We start from the raw sequence: 17,318 nt of genomic DNA on the forward strand, positions 1-17,318 counted from the left end.
ATCGGCTTTCCTGAATCCACCAATTGTCGACCATCTTTCCCTCTGTGTCGAAGGTCCGTTCCTGGCCGAACTCTGCCCAACGACGACCGACTCGAGACGACCCGGAAGAGACGTTCAGTACCGTCTGAGAACAGTCATTCGTGCCGCAGGACGGACGTAAGCGTGTAAAGAACCTCAAAACTTTCGCATACGAGAGGCATCGAATGGTCAACAACCCGACCAATTCGGCTGCACTCATCCGTGAAGAAGCGCCAATGCTCCGCTCGCCAATACGTCAGCGAAAGATCTCCTTCGCCTTCGCTAGCGGCGAATTCAGCACCGACGCGGTCAAATGGGACGATTTGCACTTCGGTGACTCGTAGAACGAACGCGGGTTTATCATTCCAGTCGAGCACGATTTCCATGTCACCGACCTTTGGAATCGACTCGCCGTCGAAGTCCCAAGACCAAACCAGACTGCATGTACCACGCTTCACGCCAGCAAGAATGAGTGCAATAAGCGACGCCGAAAGAGCTTCCGAATCCCCAAATCCACCAATTCGAACATACCCTTCGGGCAGATGCATACCTCGCTCGGCCAATTCGGCGACTAGCTCTCCTACAGTTTTGCCCATACGTCGACGCCCTTTCGATTACATCCAGTTGTATCGAAACCTCACGGGCGTTGATTGTCGACTATTGGTCGGGGCGTGTCGAATGTCTCAAGCTGGCCGGTTACTGCCCAACGCAGCCGGCCGAGTTCGTCCCTCAACGGCCCCAGCCTTCTCGATAGCGCACGCCCAGTGCACTATGCCGGTCGGCTTGGTCCGCGCCGATCGGCGGTGCGTACCACGCTGAGCAATCGCGAGAAACTCGTCAGAGCACGCGCTGCATCCAGACCGAACTCACATAGCGGCCGTTCTTGACAGCGTACTCGGCAAACGTCCCGACCTCGGTGAACCCCATCTTCTGATGCAAACGTACTGACGCTTCATTTGGTAGGGCGATGCCAACGACGGCGCAATGCAGGTCTTCCCCCGAGATTTCTCTGAAGAGATTTTCGTACAACGCCAATCCCACGCCGCGACCTACCGCTTCGGGGCAACATAAATGCTCGTTTCGACCGTCTTACGGAAGGCTGGGTGGTTGCGATACTGCTGGCTTGCTGCGAACCCAAGCAGTCGCGCCGAATCGACAGCTACATATAGCCGGTGTGGACCTACTCGACTAAACAATCCCATCCACGCGTTCACCGCCTCCTTCGACATCAACTCCTCGTCGAAGGTCGCGTACGAATGAGCGATGTAGTGATTACGGAGGCTGTGAAGTGAATCCAGATCCGTTGCATTCGCAAGCCGAATAATCACGGGCATTCAATCCAAAGAAAATTGTGAGGCCTCGTAAGAGGCAGCGGAGAATTGAGGTTCGAATTTCGTTCGTCACGGCACGCAACACGCCACTACCCCATCGCAAGACCAAACCAAAGCAAGAGCCCCCTACACCAACCTCAAATCCCACAACGCATCAAGCACATACTGCGTAGACCGCTCCACATACCCCGCACGATACGCAATCCCAAGCCGACGCCACAACGCCGGCCTTAGCGGCCGCATGACAATACGCTTATCGGGCAATGGCGTAGTAGCCTCGTGCGGCAACAGCGCCGCGCCATACCCCGCCGCGACCAGACTCTTGATCGCATCGTTGTAATTAAGCTGAATGCGCGGCGCGGGATGATGCCCTCCGTTCGCGAACCACTCCGTAGTCAAACGCGAGAGACGCGTAGTCGCATCATTAAGAATGAGCGGCTGAGCGGCAAGCCATTCAGGCGTAACGCGAGCCGGACACCGCCAATGCGCCGGCACAAAAGCCATCACTGGGTCGCGCCGCCAGGGCTTTATCACAAGCCCGGCCACTGAAGGCTGCGGCAATGCGACCAGCCCAACATCCAGCGTCCCATCGGCCAACCGGCTTAGCGTTTCATGCGACGTAAGCACCGCGATCTGAATATCGATAGCGGGATGGTCCTTACGCAACACTTCAAGTGCTTGCGGCAAAAGATGCGCAATCGCTCCGGTCGACGCTCCGAGCCGAACGCGTCCGACAAGCCCTTGAACCTGGCGATGAACATCGTCTAACGCCTGTTCCGCGTCGGCAAGCAGCCGACGCGCGCGCTCGACCAGCAACTCGCCCGTTGCCGACGGCCGAACATGTCCGCGCTTGCGCGACAGGAGCGGAACCCCGATGCGCTCTTCCAGTTCAGCGATGTGAAGGCTGACCGTAGGTGGCGCCAGATGCAACGCACGCGCCGCGTCGGCAAATGAGCCACGGTCGACAATCGCGACCAGGGTGCGCAAGCGGTCCAGGCTGATCTCTCGCATGTCAACCTCCCGATTCAGAAAAGCTGAATATCAAGGTTATGAAATTCAACTTTCACTATTCTAACGCTGCGCGGAAGATAACAACCTCGGTCCACTTGTATCAGTCACCGGAGTATTGCGCGCATGAGCTCTCCCGTTGTTTTCATCGACGGCGACCAGGGCACCACCGGGTTGCAAATTCACGAACGGCTTCGCGGCCGGACCGATCTGGAACTGGTCACGCTTCCCGCGGCGGAACGCAAGGACTCCAGCCGTCGCGCCGAAGCCATCAACGCCTGCGATATCGCGATCCTTTGTCTGCCCGATAGCGCCGCGCGCGAAGCGGTGGCGGCCATCGTCAATCCTGCCGTCAGAGTCATCGACGCAAGTTCCGCCCATCGCACGCAGCCGGACTGGACATACGGCTTTCCAGAAATGACTCCGGGACAGCCCGAGCGCATTGCGACCGCACATCGGGTCACGAATCCCGGTTGCTATCCGACCGGCGCAATTGGCCTGCTGCGTCCGCTGCTGCACGCCGGGCTCATTCCAGCGAACCACCCGGTCAGCATTTACGCGGTGTCCGGTTACTCCGGAGGCGGGCGCGCCGCTGTGGAAGAACACGAGGGACCGGATGCAGCCAACGCGCCGCCGTACCAGGTGTACGGTCTGGAGCTCGCGCACAAGCACACCCCGGAGATCCAGCAGCACGCCGGACTCGCGCGGCGTCCGATCTTCGTCCCTTCGTATGGTGCGTACCGCCAGGGCATCGTGCTGACGGTACCTCTGGATGTGCGGCTGCTGGCACCGAACGTAGACGGCACCACGTTACACGCGTGCCTCGCACGCCACTATGCCGGGGCGGCCCACGTGCACGTCTTGCCGCTGCACGAATCGGCCGTTTTAAAGCAGCTGGATCCGCAGGTACTGAACGGCACGGACGATATGCGCCTAAGCGTGTTTTCCAACGTGGAACACGGGCACGTTCTGCTATCCGCGGTTTTCGATAATCTCGGCAAAGGCGCGGCCGGCGCTGCGGTTCAGAACCTGAACCTGATGCTCGCGCGGTAACGGCGCTTCATGAAAAACACCTCAAAGGCTGGATCAATGTCCAACTTTTGAGGTGCAATTTACCAGCGAGGCTTTTCTTCGCCGGGGTTAATGTTTCCACTACCCCGGTCTTCTGAACCAGCGATCAGAAGCTGTGGTACATGCCAACGTTGGCTTGAACCTGGTTGCCGCCCGATGCGGTGTTGCCGAAGTCAGCAGCCGAAGCGTGAGCGCCCAGAGCATGGACATAGGCACCCATGGCGTAAATCGAGGTGGTCTTCGACAGCGCGTACGAAGCACCGAGCGACGCCTGATTGATCGAAGCCATTGTGTGACCCTGGGCGGCTTGATCAGGCGTGGCTGCCGAACCGTATACGTACGTGTACCCGGCGGCCAGCGACAGCGCTGGGCTTACGCGGTATTGCAGAAGGGCACCCAGCACGTTGAAGTGGATCGACGGCTGGCCGTTGTTGCCCTGGTACTGAGCGTTCGAGTACCGCAGGCCAGCCGTGTACGGACCAACCTCGTATTGGCCGGCGATCTGCGCGATGCCCGCGCTCTTGAACGCGTTGCCGCCGTTGTAACCCGAACTCGGATAGCCCAGAGCACCGCCGAACGACGGTTGTGCCGTGGCGTTCACCCAGCCGTTCTCACCCTGGTTCGCAGCACGGAAGTAGCCGCCTGCAACCGTCAGACCACCTTGAACGTAGTCCGCAGCCACCGACCACGATTGACCCGAGCCCATAGCACCGGCAACGCCGCCGAACGAGTACGCGCCTTCAGCCTGGAAGCCGCTGATGAGCGGCGAGATGTACTTCACAGCGTTGTTCTGGTTCGTCGTGTTGTCGTTGTTGTCGACGTCGCCCGGGGTCGAGAATGCCGAGGCCGAAATGGCGTCGCCCGTCAGGCCCTGAACCATCTCCGTCACGGCGTCGAGCTGGCGACCCAAACGCACCGTACCGTACTGGTCCGAAGAGAGACCTACGAAAGCCTGGCGGTTGAACTCCGAGCGTGAGGTGCCAATGGGGCCCTGCCCGCCGATGCCACCGGTAGCAATGTTGAAACCGTTTTCGAGCCGGAAGACTGCCTTGAGGCCGCCGCCAAGGTCTTCTTGACCCTTGATGCCCCACTTGTTCGAACCCGAGGCGCCGCCATCGAGGCTGAACTTGTTGTGACCACCGACGTTCGAGGTGTAGCCAATACCTGCGTCGAGCATGCCGTACAGCGTGACCGACGACTGTGCCATTACTGCCGACGATGCCGCGAAAGCGCCAACAGCGATAATGCCTGCCTTGATTTTGCGATTTTTCATTAGTGTCTCGTTGACCAGGAGTAGTTTTTGAATTGATTTACTTGTTGCTGTGCGCCGGAGGATAAGACACCTGCTATAACTCACGAAACAAAAAATAACTCACTGTCGTAAAAACGTAACACGGGGCGCAATGCCGTGGGTTGCGGTTAATCGATGTATTCCGTAATTGCAATGCGGGATTGTCCCCTGACAGTATTTGGGACTTCGATACAAGTCGGATCGGATTAACCTGAATGCGCGTGAGCTAGAACCGTCAAATGGTATTTCCGCAAAGATTCAATCGGGAAATCTTGATCGAATTTGATCGGCCAATGAAAACACGACCGCGGCGAGGCGCCCGATACAGCGCCCCACCGCGGCCGATGCACTACAACTACGCGCTCACTACGCGTCGTCGTCGCGCCGATACAGCTTGATAACCGCCGAGAAATCGAGCCGCCCCGCCCCCTTGGTGCTCATCGTCTGATACAGCTGCTGCGCAAGCGCCCCCAGATAAACCGGCTGACGCGCGAGCTTTGCTGCATCGGTGGCGAGACCAAGATCCTTCAACATCAGATCCGTGCCGAACCCCCCGGTATAACCGCGCGACGAAGGCGCCGTCCCGATCACGCCCGGAAACGGGTTATACGTATCCGAACTCCAGCATCGCCCCGTCGACGTATTGATGATGCCGCCAAGCACGTTCGGATCGATCCCAAGCGCCTCGCCGAGCGACATCGCTTCGGCAACGCCCGCCATCGTGATGCCGAGCACGAGGTTGTTGCAGATCTTCGCGACCTGGCCAGTCCCGGTGTCGCCGCAATGAACGATGTTCTTGCCCATCGACGACAACACCGGCTTGACCTGCTCATAAGCCGCCGCGCTACCGCCCACCATGAACGTGAGCGTGCCCGCCGCGGCACCACCCGTGCCGCCCGACACCGGCGCATCGACAAACGCGTTGCCCTGCTGCGCGGCGAGTTCGGCGAACGCCTTGACGCTCGCTGGGTCGATCGTGCTCGAATCGACGATCGTCACGCCCTTCGCGATGCCGGCCAGCACGCCGTCGGCGGCGGTGAGCACGCTGCGCACGTGTGCCGCCGCGGGCAGCATCGTGATCACGCATTCGGCGTCGGTGACCGCCGCCTTCGGTGATGCGGCGGCTTTCGCGCCCGCATCGACGAGCGCCTGCACAGCCTGTGCGTTCAGATCGAACACGTTGACCGCGTGACCCGCTTTGAGCAGGTTGTGCGCCATCGGCGCGCCCATGTTGCCCAGTCCGATGAAACCGATCTTCATGATGCTGTCTCCCTGGTTCGTCGTGCCGCTCAGCGCAGGCTAATGGTCGTATTCACGCCGTCGTTCACGGTCGCATCGTCGAACCAGCGCGCGGTAACGGTCTTCGTCTGCGTGTAGAACTGCACGACCTGCTTGCCGTACGGGCCAAGATCGCCAAGCTTCGAACCGCGCGAACCGGTAAAGCTGAAGAACGGCACCGGCACCGGAATCGGAATGTTGATACCAACCTGGCCGATATCGATCTCGCTCTGGAACTTGCGCGCCGCCGCGCCGCTTTGCGTGAAAAGCCCAACGCCGTTGCCGTACGGATTGCGATTAACGAGCGCGATCGCTTCATCGAGTGTCGGTACGCTCAGCACCACCAGCACCGGTCCGAAAATCTCGGTGCGGTAGATGTCCATGTCGGTTGTCACATCGGTGAAGACCGTCGGGCCGATAAAGTTGCCGTCTTCGTAGCCCGGCACCTTCACCGCCCGGCCATCGAGCGCAAGCGTCGCGCCCGCCTTCACACCCGATTCGATCAAGCCGAGCACGCGCTGCTTCGCTGCACGCGAGACGAGCGGTCCGATGTCGGTGCCGGCTTCGTGGCCCGCGTTGACCTTCAGCGTCTTCGCCTTCTCGACGAGATCGGGCAACCATTGCTGCGACGCCCCGACCAGCACGACCACCGACGTCGCCATACAGCGCTGCCCCGCCGCCCCAAAACCCGCGCCGGCCAGCGCGTTCAACGTCTGCTCGCGATTCGCATCGGGCAACACCACCGCGTGGTTCTTCGCGCCCATCATCGATTGAACGCGCTTGCCGTGTTCACTGCCAAGCCGGTACACATGCGTGCCGACCGCCGTCGACCCGACAAACGACACCGCTTTCACAAGCTCATGCGAACACAACGCATCGACGACTTCCTTGCCGCCGTGCACGACGTTCAGCACGCCCTTCGGTACACCGGCTTCGAGCGCGAGTTCGACGAGCGCCATCGTCGACATCGGATCTTGTTCCGAAGGCTTCAGCACAAATGTATTGCCGCAGACGATCGCCATCGGGAACATCCACAGCGGGATCATCGCCGGGAAGTTGAACGGCGTGATGCCGGCGCACACACCGAGCGGTTGCCGCAGCGTGTAAGTGTCGACGCCGCCCGCGACGTTCTCCGAGAATTCGCCTTGTTGCAACGTGCCGATCGACGCCGCGTGCTCGACCACTTCGAGCCCGCGAAAGATATCGCCCTCGGCATCGGGCAACGTCTTGCCCTGCTCGGCCGTGAGAATCTTCGCGATGCGCGGCATATGTTCGCGGATCAGCGCCTGGTACTTCAGCATGATGCGCATCCGCGCGCCGATCGGCGTGTGCTTCCACGTCGCGAAGGCTGCGTGTGCAGCGCGAACCGCGGCATCGACTTCAGCGGTCGTCGCGAACGGAACGCGCGCGAGCACATCCTGCGTCGCGGGGTTCACGATGTCGCGCCATTCGGTGGTGTGCGATTCGACGAACTCACCGTCGATCAGCAACTTCACGTTTGCGACGCCTGCCTTCGATGCCTGAGTGACTGCATTCATCATTGACTCTCTCTTTCAGTTGGAAACCGGCTAGCTTGCGTGCTTACGCATCATGAGCGTACAACCCAGCGCGACGATACCTAGTGCAACCATGTAGACCACGACGTAATGCGGACTGCCGCCACCGGCGACGAGCAACGCCGTCGCGATCATCGGTGCGACGCCGCCGCCCAGCACGCCTGCCAGCTGCACCGACAGCGAGATGCCGCTGTAGCGAATCTCGGCGGGAAACTGCGCGGCGAACAGCTGCGATTCCGGCGCATACAGAATCGGAAACACGACACCGGTGCCGAGCACCATCGCCCACCACACCATCGCCGGATTCCGTGTGCCGAGCATCGCGAAGAACGGCGCCGCGAACAGGCACATGATGACGAGACCGATCAGAAACAGCCTGCGCTGCCCGATCTGATCGCTCAACCAGCCGCAGAACGGCATCGTGAACAGCGACAGCACGGCGCCCACGGTGATCGCATGCAGGATGTCGGCTCTGGGAATCTTCAATTGATTGGCCGCGTACGCGAGCGCAAACGCGACGACCAGATAGAACCAGGTGTTCTCTGCGGTTCGCGCGCCGAGGATGATCAGCAGTTCGCGCGGCTGGCGTCGTAACGCGGCGAGCACCGGTGCCTTCACCGGCGCACCGGTCGCTTTCACGCGCTCGAAGTCCGGCGATTCCGGCACGCTCACGCGGATCACCCAGCCGATCGCGACCAGCACGATGCTGGCGAGAAACGGAATGCGCCAGCCCCACGCGAGCAGTTGCGCTTCGGGCAGGCGCGTCACGGCCGCCATTGCCAGCGACGACAGGATCAAGCCGAAACCGACGCCCGTCTGCGGAAGACTGCCGAAGAAACCTTTTCGTCCCGGAGGCGCGTGCTCGACGGCCATCAGCACCGCACCGCCCCATTCGCCGCCGACAGCCATCCCTTGCAGAAAACGCATCGTCACGAGCAGCGCTGCCGCGCCGTAGCCGATGCTCTGATAAGGCGGAATCAGGCCGATCACGATGCTCGGAATCCCCATCAGCAGCAGCGTGACGAGCAGCATCGACTTGCGTCCGATGCGATCGCCAAAATGGCCGAACACGATACCGCCCATCGGCCGCCCGATAAAACCGACGCCGTACGTCGCAAACGCGGCGAGCGTGCCGAGCACCGGGTCGAGCGTCGGAAAGAAGATCTTGTTGAATACCAGCGCAGCGGCTGTGCCGTAGAGGAAGAAGTCGTACCACTCGATGGTCGTGCCGGCCATGCTGGCCCAGCCGGCGAAGATGTAGTCGCGGGCGCGCTTGGGTGGCTGCCGCGTCGAGGCCAGTCCATCGGGCGTTGAAGGTATCTGCATGCGGTGTCGTCTCCGATTGTTTTTATGTCGCTGGCCGCGCCCAGTCTGGATTTACGCAAATCACGCGCACGGCTCACGCCACCGGTATTCCGGCAGCATACGGACGAGTATAGTTACTCGAATATTCACAGGGAATACGCGAAAAAACCCATCCGATATGCAAAAAAACACAAGCCGGTTGCCACAGAACCTGAACTGGGACGATCTGCGCTACTTCCTCGAAGTGGCGCGCACGCAGCGCGCCAGCGGCGCCGCGAAACGACTCGGCGTCGATCACACCACCGTGGCGCGCCGCGTGCGGGAACTCGAGACGGCTCTCGGCACGGTCCTGTTCGACAAGTCGCGCACGGGCGGCTTCGTGCTGACCGCCGAGGGCCAGCGTCTGCTCAGTTACGCGGACGCGGTCGAGACGACCGTGCATTCGGCAAGCGAGCAGCTGGCGGGCAGCACACAATCGCTGACAGGGCATGTGCGGATCGGATCGACGGAAGGCTTTGGGTGCTTTTTTCTGGCACCGCAGCTCGCGCGCTTTAGCGGCAGTCACCCGGACGTATCGATCGACCTGTTGCCGGTGCCGCATTTCGTGAGCCTGTCCAAGCGCGAAGCCGATCTGGCCATCACGCTGGAGCGACCCAAGCGCGGCCAGTATGTCTACACGCGGCTATGCGACTACCGGCTCAAGCTGTACGGCACCGCCGATTATCTGCAACGCCACGCACCGATTCGCACCGTCGCCGATCTGCGGCAGCACGCGTTCATCGATTACGTCGAGGATCTCGCGTTTAGCCATGAGCTGCTCTATCTGAACCGTGCCGTGCCGAACGTCACGGCGAACCTGTGCAGCACCAGTGTCATTGCGCAATACCACGCAACGTTGCAGGGCAATGCGCTCGCGATTCTGCCGTGCTTCATGGCCGGACCGAACCCCGCCCTGGTGCAGGTGCTGCCCGACGAAGTGGTCGTGACCCGGCGCTTCTGGCTGTGCAGCCGCGAGGATCTGCGCAAGCTGCGCCGCGTCTCGTCGCTGTGGGATTACCTTCGCGCCGCCGCCGAGGCTAACCGGCCGCTGCTGATGGGGGCATCGGCGGAAATGCACTACGTGGACGCTATGCAGGCCAACGATACCTTGCCGTTCGCGTAACCAGTCCAGCGTTCGCATATGCGCCGACGTCGCAACACCGTAGTCCCTACGATGGGCTATCGGGCGACCCATCCGGACTCGCCGCTTCTGGTTTCTGGCGAGGAACGGATCGATGGAAAAGATGGAAGACGTAGTGGTGATCGGCGGCGGCCCCGCAGGCGCGGCCAGTGCGTTGTGGCTGCATCAACTCGGGCTGCGCGTCATGTTGCTCGAGGCCGGCCCGGCCGTCGGCGGATTGCAGTTGCGCAGCCCGTATTCGAACGTGTGGATTCCCGGCTTGCTCGGCAAGTCCGGACAGGAGGTCGCCGGGCTGCTGCAAGAGCAGCTGCGCGCCGCCTCGGTGCCGCACATTCCCGGTTTCAGGGTGACCTCGTTTCGTCGCGTGGACGCGTCCACGGCCTGGGAAGTCTCGAACGGCAGCCGGACGTTCCGCGCGCGCTATGTCGTGATTGCGACCGGCTCGAAACCGCGTAGCGCAGGGTTCGTGGAATCGGATTGCGTCGCGATTGGGCCGGGTATATCGATGGAGCGGGTTTCGGTTGAAGGTCGGCGGGTCGCCATTCTTGGGGGCGGCGATAACGCATTCGATCAGGCGGGTTCGGTGCTGCGCCGAGGGGCCGCCAGTGTGGACATCTATTGCCGTCGCCGGCCGAGTGCGCAGCCGCTTTTGCAGCGCCTGGTACCTGCGCGACATGTCCACGTCGGACCTTTCGATGCGGACCAGACTCACATGACCGTCAACGGAATTCCCTATGACGTGCTGGGCGTTCAGTTTGGCTTCGATGCGTGCATTCCCGGGGGCCTCGAGGTTCCACTGCGCGCGGGCTGCATCGATGTCGACCAGCACGGCGCGATTCCTTCATTGCCGCGCATCTATGCAGCCGGTGAAGTGACGAACTATTGGCATCCCTGCGTGACGACCTCGTTTGCGCATGGCATCCAGGTGGCGAAGTCGATTCAGCTCAATCTGCTGGCAGAGGCGGCTGAAAGTGCTTCGGAGATTGCACAGGAAGCCGTGGTGGAGTGTTGACGGCATGACGCCTGGGGCGGTTTTTTGCCCTGGGCGTGCTGAGCCAGTATTGGACGGTGAGTTCACCCGGCGAATCCTGTTGTGACGAAGGCCACATGTGCTTCCACATGTGGCCTTCGACATTGCCCGTTAAAACAGTTTCGCTACGACTGTGCCGCGGCGAACGGTGCGGGTCTGAACCCGGCACCGTCGCGCCGGCGCGGTCTAGCTCAACGCATTCACGTTCGCATTCGAGCCGCCCTGCCCCATACCGCCTTGCGCAGCCCACTGGAAGTCGTTCGCACCGGCGATACCATCCGAGCCCGCCACATCGTGCGTCTCGATCTGGTTGTACACGCTCGGGTTCTGCAGCATCCACTTCGCGGCGGCCGAATCGGTCGGCGTTGCATTTGCCGGCGGGTTGTACGCGAGCTGGTACAGCTGGTTCGGGTCCATCGGCGGCGTGTTGTTTGCGCCCATGTAGCTTGCCAGTGCTCCCGAAGCACTTTGCGCATTGAACTGCTGGCCACCGTTGAACTGTTGACCGCCGTTCTGCTGCGGCTGCTGCTGCACCACCGGCCCGTGCCCCAGCGGCATCATGTTGCTGAAACCGCCATTGAAACCACCGCCGTTAAAGTTCGGCATCTGCGAAGTGGAACCGGTGTTCGAGTTACCACCGAAGCTGGACATCGGCGGCGCGGAACCGGTGTTCGAACCACCGCCAGGCGCTCCGCCTGTTCCACCCGTGCCACCCGCTCCGCCCATGCCGCCCTGCGCGGCCCACTGGAAGTCGTTCGCACCCGCGATGCCGTCCGAGCCCGCGACGTCATGCGTTTCGATCTGGTTGAAGACGCCCGGGTTCTGCAGCATGAACTTCGCCGCGGCCGAATCGGTCGGCGTGGCGTTCGCCGGCGGGTTGTACGCCAGTGCGTACAACTGGTTCGGGTTCAGCGACCCGATGTTGTTCTGACCCATGTAGCTCGCCAGCGCACCCGAGGCGCTCTGCGCATTGAGCTGCTGGCCGCCGTTCTGCCCCGTCGGCGACGTGCCCGACGCCGGCGCACTGCCGCCCGCCTGCGGCGCATTCTGCAGCATCTGCTCGATTTCCCCGAGCACGGTGGCCAGCGCCTGCTGGAATGCGCTCTGGTTGCTGTTCGTCGCACCAGGCTGCATGCCCGGGTTGTACTGAACCTGGTCGGACCCGTTGTTAATAATCACTGTAGTCATCGTACGGCCTCGCGCGAATAGGTAGATGTGGTGAAGGCAATGCGTGAGATGACTCTAGGCGCCGGCTGCATTTCAAGCGTGTGACATGCGAAGTTGTTTTCAACGGCGCGAAGCGTCGATGGCGATCCGTGTCTTGATCCGTGTCCCGGGTTGAACACGCGAAACCAGCGCGCGGCTTTCTTCGCAAATCGCAACAGGTGTTCGGCAATGACGAGGTAACAGGCTACCCACGATACCGATAATGGGCTTCCATTCGATGAGGATGCGTCGGCTTCGCCACTGCATCCCGAGGTGCTCGTTTCGCACAGGCGAGCGTTTATGCAAGGAGCCCCGCTGTCATGAACAACATATCGATCACCGTCATACCCGACACATCCTCCAGCATGGTGTCGGGTTTGCAGTCGAACGGTCCGAACACGCCACAAAATGGCATGGACGCGAATTTCATCGCCGAGCTTCAAAACATCCTCGCCACCTTGATGCACAAGCAGATGCAGGAGGGTGTCGCGCAGCCTGGCGGGAACCCGACGAACTTGCAGCAAACGAACCCGCAGCAAACCACGCTGCCGCAAACGACTCTTCCGCAAACTACCCTGCCGCAAGGGAGTTTGTCGCAGGCACCGACCGGGTCGCCCACTCAGGCTGCGAACTCGGGCAGCGGCTCCTATCCCGAGTTGGACAACTACACCGCGCAGAACGACTCGTCGGATCTCGGCAAATGGTCGGATCTTGCAGCAAGCAGCCAGGGCGTCTCGCTCGAGCGGCCGCTCGCAGCAATGCAAATTCTGTCGGGCCAGCCGGGTGCGAACGGACAACCGCCGACGCCGGCACAAAAGCAGGCCGCGATGCAGTTCGTCAACGACAACCCGTCGATGAAGAGCGCGATGCAGAACGCGGGCGCGCTGAAATCCGACGGCAGTATCGATCAGAAGAAGATGAAAGGCTTGATGGACTCGGTCCATACGAATCTCTCGCAAGCGGACGACAACGTTAAGGCCTACATGAAGAAGCATCCCGATGCGGATGCGGCCTCGCTGAACAAGGTCCGGTCGGCCGGTTTGATACAGGCATACAACGCGCTCGCGGGGGAATCGACCGGCCACCAGGGCGGCAAGAACAACAACAACTACAGCGGCGGGAAGAACAGCGGCGGGATCACGACGAAGCAGCAGGTCGACGACTTGCAGGACAACAAGGGTTTCAGTTCCGCGCTGAAGAGTGCTGCCCAGGCGTGGTCGTCGAGCGGCGCGTTCGATGCGCTCGATCGCGCCGGCGACGACAAGGCGACCAGCAAGGCCGACGGAAAAGTCAGCGACGACAATCTGTCGGACTTCATCAAGAACGATGCGCCCAGCACCGCCCAGGGCAACCAGAGTTTCCTCGAAGATGCGAGCTTGCAGAACATCACAGCGAACACCGATACCAGCAACCTGAATCAGGACATCTTCGCGAATCCGCAGAACTACACGCCGCAGCAGAAGGCCGCTGTCATGGTGAAACTGATGCAGACACTCGTGAACGTGCAGGCGGGCGGATCGGATGGTCTGCGCGATGTCAGCAAGACCGTGGCGGCACTAACCCAGGACATTCAGCAGCTAGCCAGCGATCCCGCCACTCAGGCGTACCTGCAGCAAGCCGTGCCGCCTGCGATGCAGAACCTCGACGGCGAATTTGCGCAGGCCGGCGGTCTCTCCGAGGCGGGTGACAGCAGTGGTGGTGGTAGCGGCGGTGGCTCGGCGGTGGACGGTTCGGGTAGCCAGTCGCAAGGATCCGCTTCGAACGTTGTCGATCAGGTGCATAAGGGCCTAAGCGATGCGAAAACCGTGACGCAGTCCCTTAGCGATCTCGCCAAGGGAGAAGGCTTCATGGGCATCGGCGGCGACAGCGCTGCAGCCGATGCCGCAGGTGCGGCAGGCGCCGCGGGCGGAGCCGAAGGTGCGGAGGGCGCGGTGGCCGGTGTCGATGCAGCGGTCGCGGGTGCGGAAGGCGGCACGGCGGCAGCCGAAGGCGTGATGGGCGCAGTGGCCGGCGGTCTCGCGGCGGCGGCGCCGGTGCTGGCGATCGGCGCGGGCATTGCCGGTATCGCGGGCATCGTCATGGCCATCGTCCAGGCGGTGCAGAAGAAGCAACACCAGAACGAGTTCGCCGACAACGTCGATCCGACGCTGAAGCAGTTCGGCATTCCGCTGCCGAGCTGATCTGGGCAATCCGAAGCGAGGTCATACGATGCGCCGCGTTTTATTCGACCGGAAAGACGAGGTCATGCGTTTCGTCGCGAGACAAACCGGCGAAAGCCGCTATGACGACTGCTCGACGATCGGGCTCGAGAAGGATGGCGAGATCGTCGCGGGTGTCGTCTATCAAGGGCACAACGGGCCTAACGTGCTGATGCATTTTGCGCTCGGCGGCTCGCGCCATCTGATCACGCCTGCGTTTGTCTCTGCGGTGTTCATGTATCCGTTTCAGGTGTTGCAATGCCAACGCGTGACCGGGCTCGTGCGGGCCGATAACGTCAGTGCCCAGTTGCTCGACGAACATCTCGGCTTTGTGCGCGAAGGGGTGATGCGAGAAGGCGCCGGCGATCGCGAGGACTTCATCATGTATGGGATGCTCGAGCGCGAGTGCCGGTTTTTACGTGGGCGATATTTCGCTGCGCTGCAGAGGGAGTTGAATCGTGTTGAGGTGGCGGCGTGATGGGTTTGCGGTTGGTGCGTGTTTTGGAAGTGGCGTTGCGTAGAACCGCGTAGAAAACGTTGAAGGTGATGCACCGGCTTGAAGCGGCGCATCACCTTTTTGTGTTGCACCGGGTTGGCTCAACCCGGTGCACGCAGACAGGTCTAGCTCAAGGCATTCGCGTTCGCATTCGAGCCGCCCTGCCCCATACCGCCTTGCGCAGCCCACTGGAAGTCGTTCGCACCGGCGATACCATCCGAGCCCGCCACATCGTGCGTCTCGATCTGGTTGTACACGCTCGGGTTCTGCAGCATCCACTTTGCGGCGGCCGAATCGGTTGGCGTTGCATTTGCCGGCGGGTTGTACGCGAGCTGGTACAGCTGGTTCGGGTCCATCGGCGGCGTGTTGTTTGCGCTCATGTAGCTTGCCAGTGCTCCCGATGCACTTTGCGCATTGAACTGCTGGCCACCGTTGAACTGTTGACCGCCGTTCTGCTGCGGCTGCTGCTGCACCACCGGCCCGTGCCCCAGCGGCATCATGTTGCTGAACCCGCCGTTGAAGCCGCCGCCGTTAAAGTTCGGCATCTGCGAAGTGGAACCGGTGTTCGAGTTACCACCGAAGCTGGACATCGGCGGCGCGGAACCGGTGTTCGATCCACCGCCAGGCGCTCCGCCTGTTCCGCCCGTGCCACCCGCTCCGCCCGTGCCACCCGCTCCGCCCATGCCGCCCTGCGCGGCCCACTGGAAGTCGTTCGCACCGGCAATGCCGTCCGAGCCCGCGACATCATGCGTTTCGATCTGGTTGAAGACGCCCGGATTCTGCAGCATGAACTTCGCCGCCGCCGAATCAGTCGGCGTGGCGTTTGCCGGCGGGTTGTACGCGAGCGCGTACAACTGGTTCGGGTCCAGCGATCCGATGTTGTTCTGACCCATGTAGCTCGCCAGCGCACCCGAGGCGCTCTGCGCATTGAGCGGCTGGCCGCCGTTCTGCCCCGTCGGCGATGTGCCCGATGCCGGAGCGCTGCCGCCCGCCTGCGGCGCGTTCTGCAGCATCTGCTCGATTTCCCCGAGCACGGTAGCCAGTGCCTGCTGGAATGCGCTCTGGTTGCTGTTCGTCCCACCAGGCTGCATGCCCGGGTTGTACTGAACCTGGTCGGACCCGTTGTTAATAATTACTGTAGTCATCGTACGGCCTCGCGCGAATAGGTAGATGTGGTGAAGGCAATGCGTGAGATGACTCTAGGCGCCAGCAACGTTTTCGACGTGTGACATGCGAAGTTGTTTTCTTTGCCGCGAACTGGCGGTCTCCCGATCGCCGGGGCGGTGAATTAGTGGTACGTTTTGAGGGCTGCGAATGAAGTAACGGACGTTGGCGTCACGTCGGAGTCACATTGGGAGTACAGGCCATGTCGAATAATCTGCTTATCGGAGACGTTGCCCGCCGCACCGGTCGAAGTGTCCACACGATCCGATGGTACGAGTCTCAAGGATTGCTGCCGGGCGTGGTACGCGATCAGGGTGGCCGAAGACTGTACAACCAGCGGCACGTGAGCTGGCTCGACCTCATGGACCGCCTGCGCAGAACAGGCATGTCGGTTGCGCAGATGCGCAACTACACCGCACTCGTCGAACAAGGCGCGACTACGCTGACCGAGCGTAGGGCACTGCTTGCTTCACACCGTGCCCGTGTGCAGGAAACCATCGAGACATGGACCGATGCGCTCGCTTTGATCGATGCGAAGGTTGAGTTCTACGATGAGTGGGTCGCCAATGGTCAGCGGCCGGAGGTCGAGCCGCATCGACGTCTTCCGACATCGATGACGGCCGCCAGACAACAGCGTGACGTATAGGCCGAAAATCTAGCGGCAGAATGCGGCCTTCGTCGTATTTTTGTATCGTCGTAGTCAAACTGTTGCGTCGGAACCTCGACCCGACGGCGCGCGCAATACACGATCGATAAGCGCGGTGTCACAGTATTCGGTGAGTTCGCGCAGCATTCCATCCTCGACACGAATCACGAAACAGTACGTATTCGCGTACCGCTCGCCGGACACGGTCGTAGCGTCGCCCTCGCACTGAACGACCACATAATCGCCATCCGCGAGAATCCGCGTGGGAACAATACGCGACGGCGCCTCGAATTGCGCATAGAGCGGTTTTAACAGGCGCTCGATGACGTCGGCCTTCCCCTCGTATGTACCCGACCAGGCCGTGTTCCCGATGATTCGCCAGACGAAGTCGTCCGCCATGGCCGCGCGAAAAGGTCCGTGATCGCGCTGGGCGCGCGCGTCCATGATGCTTTGTACAAGGGCTTTGTTTTGCAGGGTCGTCATTGCGGCGTCTCCAGACAGGGGATACGCATACGTTACGACCTGGAGTGCGCTCTAGGT

At 61.5% G+C, this 17,318-nt stretch carries 16 protein-coding genes; 6 read left to right on the forward strand and 10 right to left on the reverse strand.

Annotated features, from left to right (window positions below; genetic code table 11):
- Positions 1-134: 134 nt before the first annotated feature.
- The 3 genes from FNZ07_RS32840 to FNZ07_RS32850 all read right to left on the reverse strand — a co-directional run bounded on the left by FNZ07_RS32840 (position 135) and on the right by FNZ07_RS32850 (position 2,360).
- On the reverse strand, positions 135-566 hold the full coding sequence (locus FNZ07_RS32840) for an ASCH domain-containing protein (protein ID WP_245811675.1): 432 nt from the start codon (positions 564-566) through the stop codon (positions 135-137).
- 289 nt (positions 567-855) lie between these two features.
- Positions 856-1,059: a GNAT family N-acetyltransferase gene (locus tag FNZ07_RS34600; protein WP_144269498.1), complete on the reverse strand. Its 204-nt coding sequence runs from the start codon at positions 1,057-1,059 to the stop codon at positions 856-858.
- Positions 1,060-1,475: 416 nt separating this feature from the next.
- On the reverse strand, positions 1,476-2,360 hold the full coding sequence (locus FNZ07_RS32850) for a LysR family transcriptional regulator (RefSeq protein WP_091017176.1): 885 nt from the start codon (positions 2,358-2,360) through the stop codon (positions 1,476-1,478).
- Positions 2,361-2,483: 123 nt separating this feature from the next.
- Between FNZ07_RS32850 and argC the strand changes: the two genes are divergently transcribed.
- Complete coding sequence (gene argC, locus FNZ07_RS32855) at positions 2,484-3,410, forward strand: N-acetyl-gamma-glutamyl-phosphate reductase (RefSeq protein WP_091017174.1); 927 nt, start codon at positions 2,484-2,486, stop codon at positions 3,408-3,410.
- A 124-nt stretch (positions 3,411-3,534) separates the two neighbouring features.
- On the opposite strand, the gene FNZ07_RS32860 is transcribed toward argC, so the two are convergent.
- The 4 genes from FNZ07_RS32860 to FNZ07_RS32875 all read right to left on the reverse strand — a co-directional run bounded on the left by FNZ07_RS32860 (position 3,535) and on the right by FNZ07_RS32875 (position 8,879).
- Positions 3,535-4,701: a porin gene (locus tag FNZ07_RS32860; protein ID WP_091017172.1), complete on the reverse strand. Its 1,167-nt coding sequence runs from the start codon at positions 4,699-4,701 to the stop codon at positions 3,535-3,537.
- 384 nt (positions 4,702-5,085) lie between these two features.
- Complete coding sequence (gene mmsB, locus FNZ07_RS32865; RefSeq protein WP_091017170.1) at positions 5,086-5,979, reverse strand: 3-hydroxyisobutyrate dehydrogenase; 894 nt, start codon at positions 5,977-5,979, stop codon at positions 5,086-5,088.
- Between the two features lie 29 nt (positions 5,980-6,008).
- On the reverse strand, positions 6,009-7,535 hold the full coding sequence (locus FNZ07_RS32870) for a CoA-acylating methylmalonate-semialdehyde dehydrogenase (RefSeq protein WP_091017587.1): 1,527 nt from the start codon (positions 7,533-7,535) through the stop codon (positions 6,009-6,011).
- Between the two features lie 30 nt (positions 7,536-7,565).
- Positions 7,566-8,879 carry an MFS transporter gene (locus FNZ07_RS32875; RefSeq protein ID WP_091017168.1) on the reverse strand — a complete coding sequence of 438 codons (1,314 nt, stop codon included), beginning with the start codon at positions 8,877-8,879 and terminating at the stop codon, positions 7,566-7,568.
- 157 nt (positions 8,880-9,036) lie between these two features.
- Between FNZ07_RS32875 and FNZ07_RS32880 the strand changes: the two genes are divergently transcribed.
- The gene (locus FNZ07_RS32880) at positions 9,037-10,020 is read left to right on the forward strand and encodes a LysR family transcriptional regulator (RefSeq protein WP_091017166.1); all 984 of its coding nucleotides are present in this window, start codon (positions 9,037-9,039) and stop codon (positions 10,018-10,020) included.
- A gap of 112 nt (positions 10,021-10,132) precedes the next feature.
- Entirely contained in the window at positions 10,133-11,050 is a 918-nt protein-coding gene (locus FNZ07_RS32885) for an FAD-dependent oxidoreductase (RefSeq protein ID WP_091017164.1), read from the forward strand.
- Positions 11,051-11,254: 204 nt separating this feature from the next.
- Here the strand turns inward: FNZ07_RS32885 and FNZ07_RS32890 are convergent, their stop codons facing one another.
- Positions 11,255-12,256, reverse strand: a complete 1,002-nt coding sequence (locus FNZ07_RS32890) for a hypothetical protein (RefSeq protein WP_091017162.1) — start codon at positions 12,254-12,256, stop codon at positions 11,255-11,257.
- Positions 12,257-12,594: 338 nt separating this feature from the next.
- Between FNZ07_RS32890 and FNZ07_RS32895 the strand changes: the two genes are divergently transcribed.
- Together FNZ07_RS32895 and FNZ07_RS32900 are read left to right on the forward strand one after the other, a co-directional pair.
- Complete coding sequence (locus tag FNZ07_RS32895) at positions 12,595-14,454, forward strand: type III effector HrpK domain-containing protein (RefSeq protein ID WP_245811673.1); 1,860 nt, start codon at positions 12,595-12,597, stop codon at positions 14,452-14,454.
- 28 nt (positions 14,455-14,482) lie between these two features.
- On the forward strand, positions 14,483-14,950 hold the full coding sequence (locus FNZ07_RS32900; RefSeq protein WP_091017161.1) for a GNAT family N-acetyltransferase: 468 nt from the start codon (positions 14,483-14,485) through the stop codon (positions 14,948-14,950).
- A gap of 143 nt (positions 14,951-15,093) precedes the next feature.
- Here the strand turns inward: FNZ07_RS32900 and FNZ07_RS33915 are convergent, their stop codons facing one another.
- The gene (locus tag FNZ07_RS33915; RefSeq protein ID WP_177228318.1) at positions 15,094-16,113 is read right to left on the reverse strand and encodes a hypothetical protein; all 1,020 of its coding nucleotides are present in this window, start codon (positions 16,111-16,113) and stop codon (positions 15,094-15,096) included.
- Positions 16,114-16,334: 221 nt separating this feature from the next.
- Between FNZ07_RS33915 and FNZ07_RS32915 the strand changes: the two genes are divergently transcribed.
- On the forward strand, positions 16,335-16,778 hold the full coding sequence (locus tag FNZ07_RS32915; protein WP_091017156.1) for a MerR family transcriptional regulator: 444 nt from the start codon (positions 16,335-16,337) through the stop codon (positions 16,776-16,778).
- A 54-nt stretch (positions 16,779-16,832) separates the two neighbouring features.
- On the opposite strand, the gene FNZ07_RS32920 is transcribed toward FNZ07_RS32915, so the two are convergent.
- Positions 16,833-17,261: a nuclear transport factor 2 family protein gene (locus tag FNZ07_RS32920; RefSeq protein WP_091017154.1), complete on the reverse strand. Its 429-nt coding sequence runs from the start codon at positions 17,259-17,261 to the stop codon at positions 16,833-16,835.
- Between the last annotated feature and the right edge of the window lie 57 nt (positions 17,262-17,318).

Origin of the sequence: Paraburkholderia megapolitana, assembly GCF_007556815.1 — a bacterium.
GTDB lineage: Bacteria > Pseudomonadota > Gammaproteobacteria > Burkholderiales > Burkholderiaceae > Paraburkholderia > Paraburkholderia megapolitana.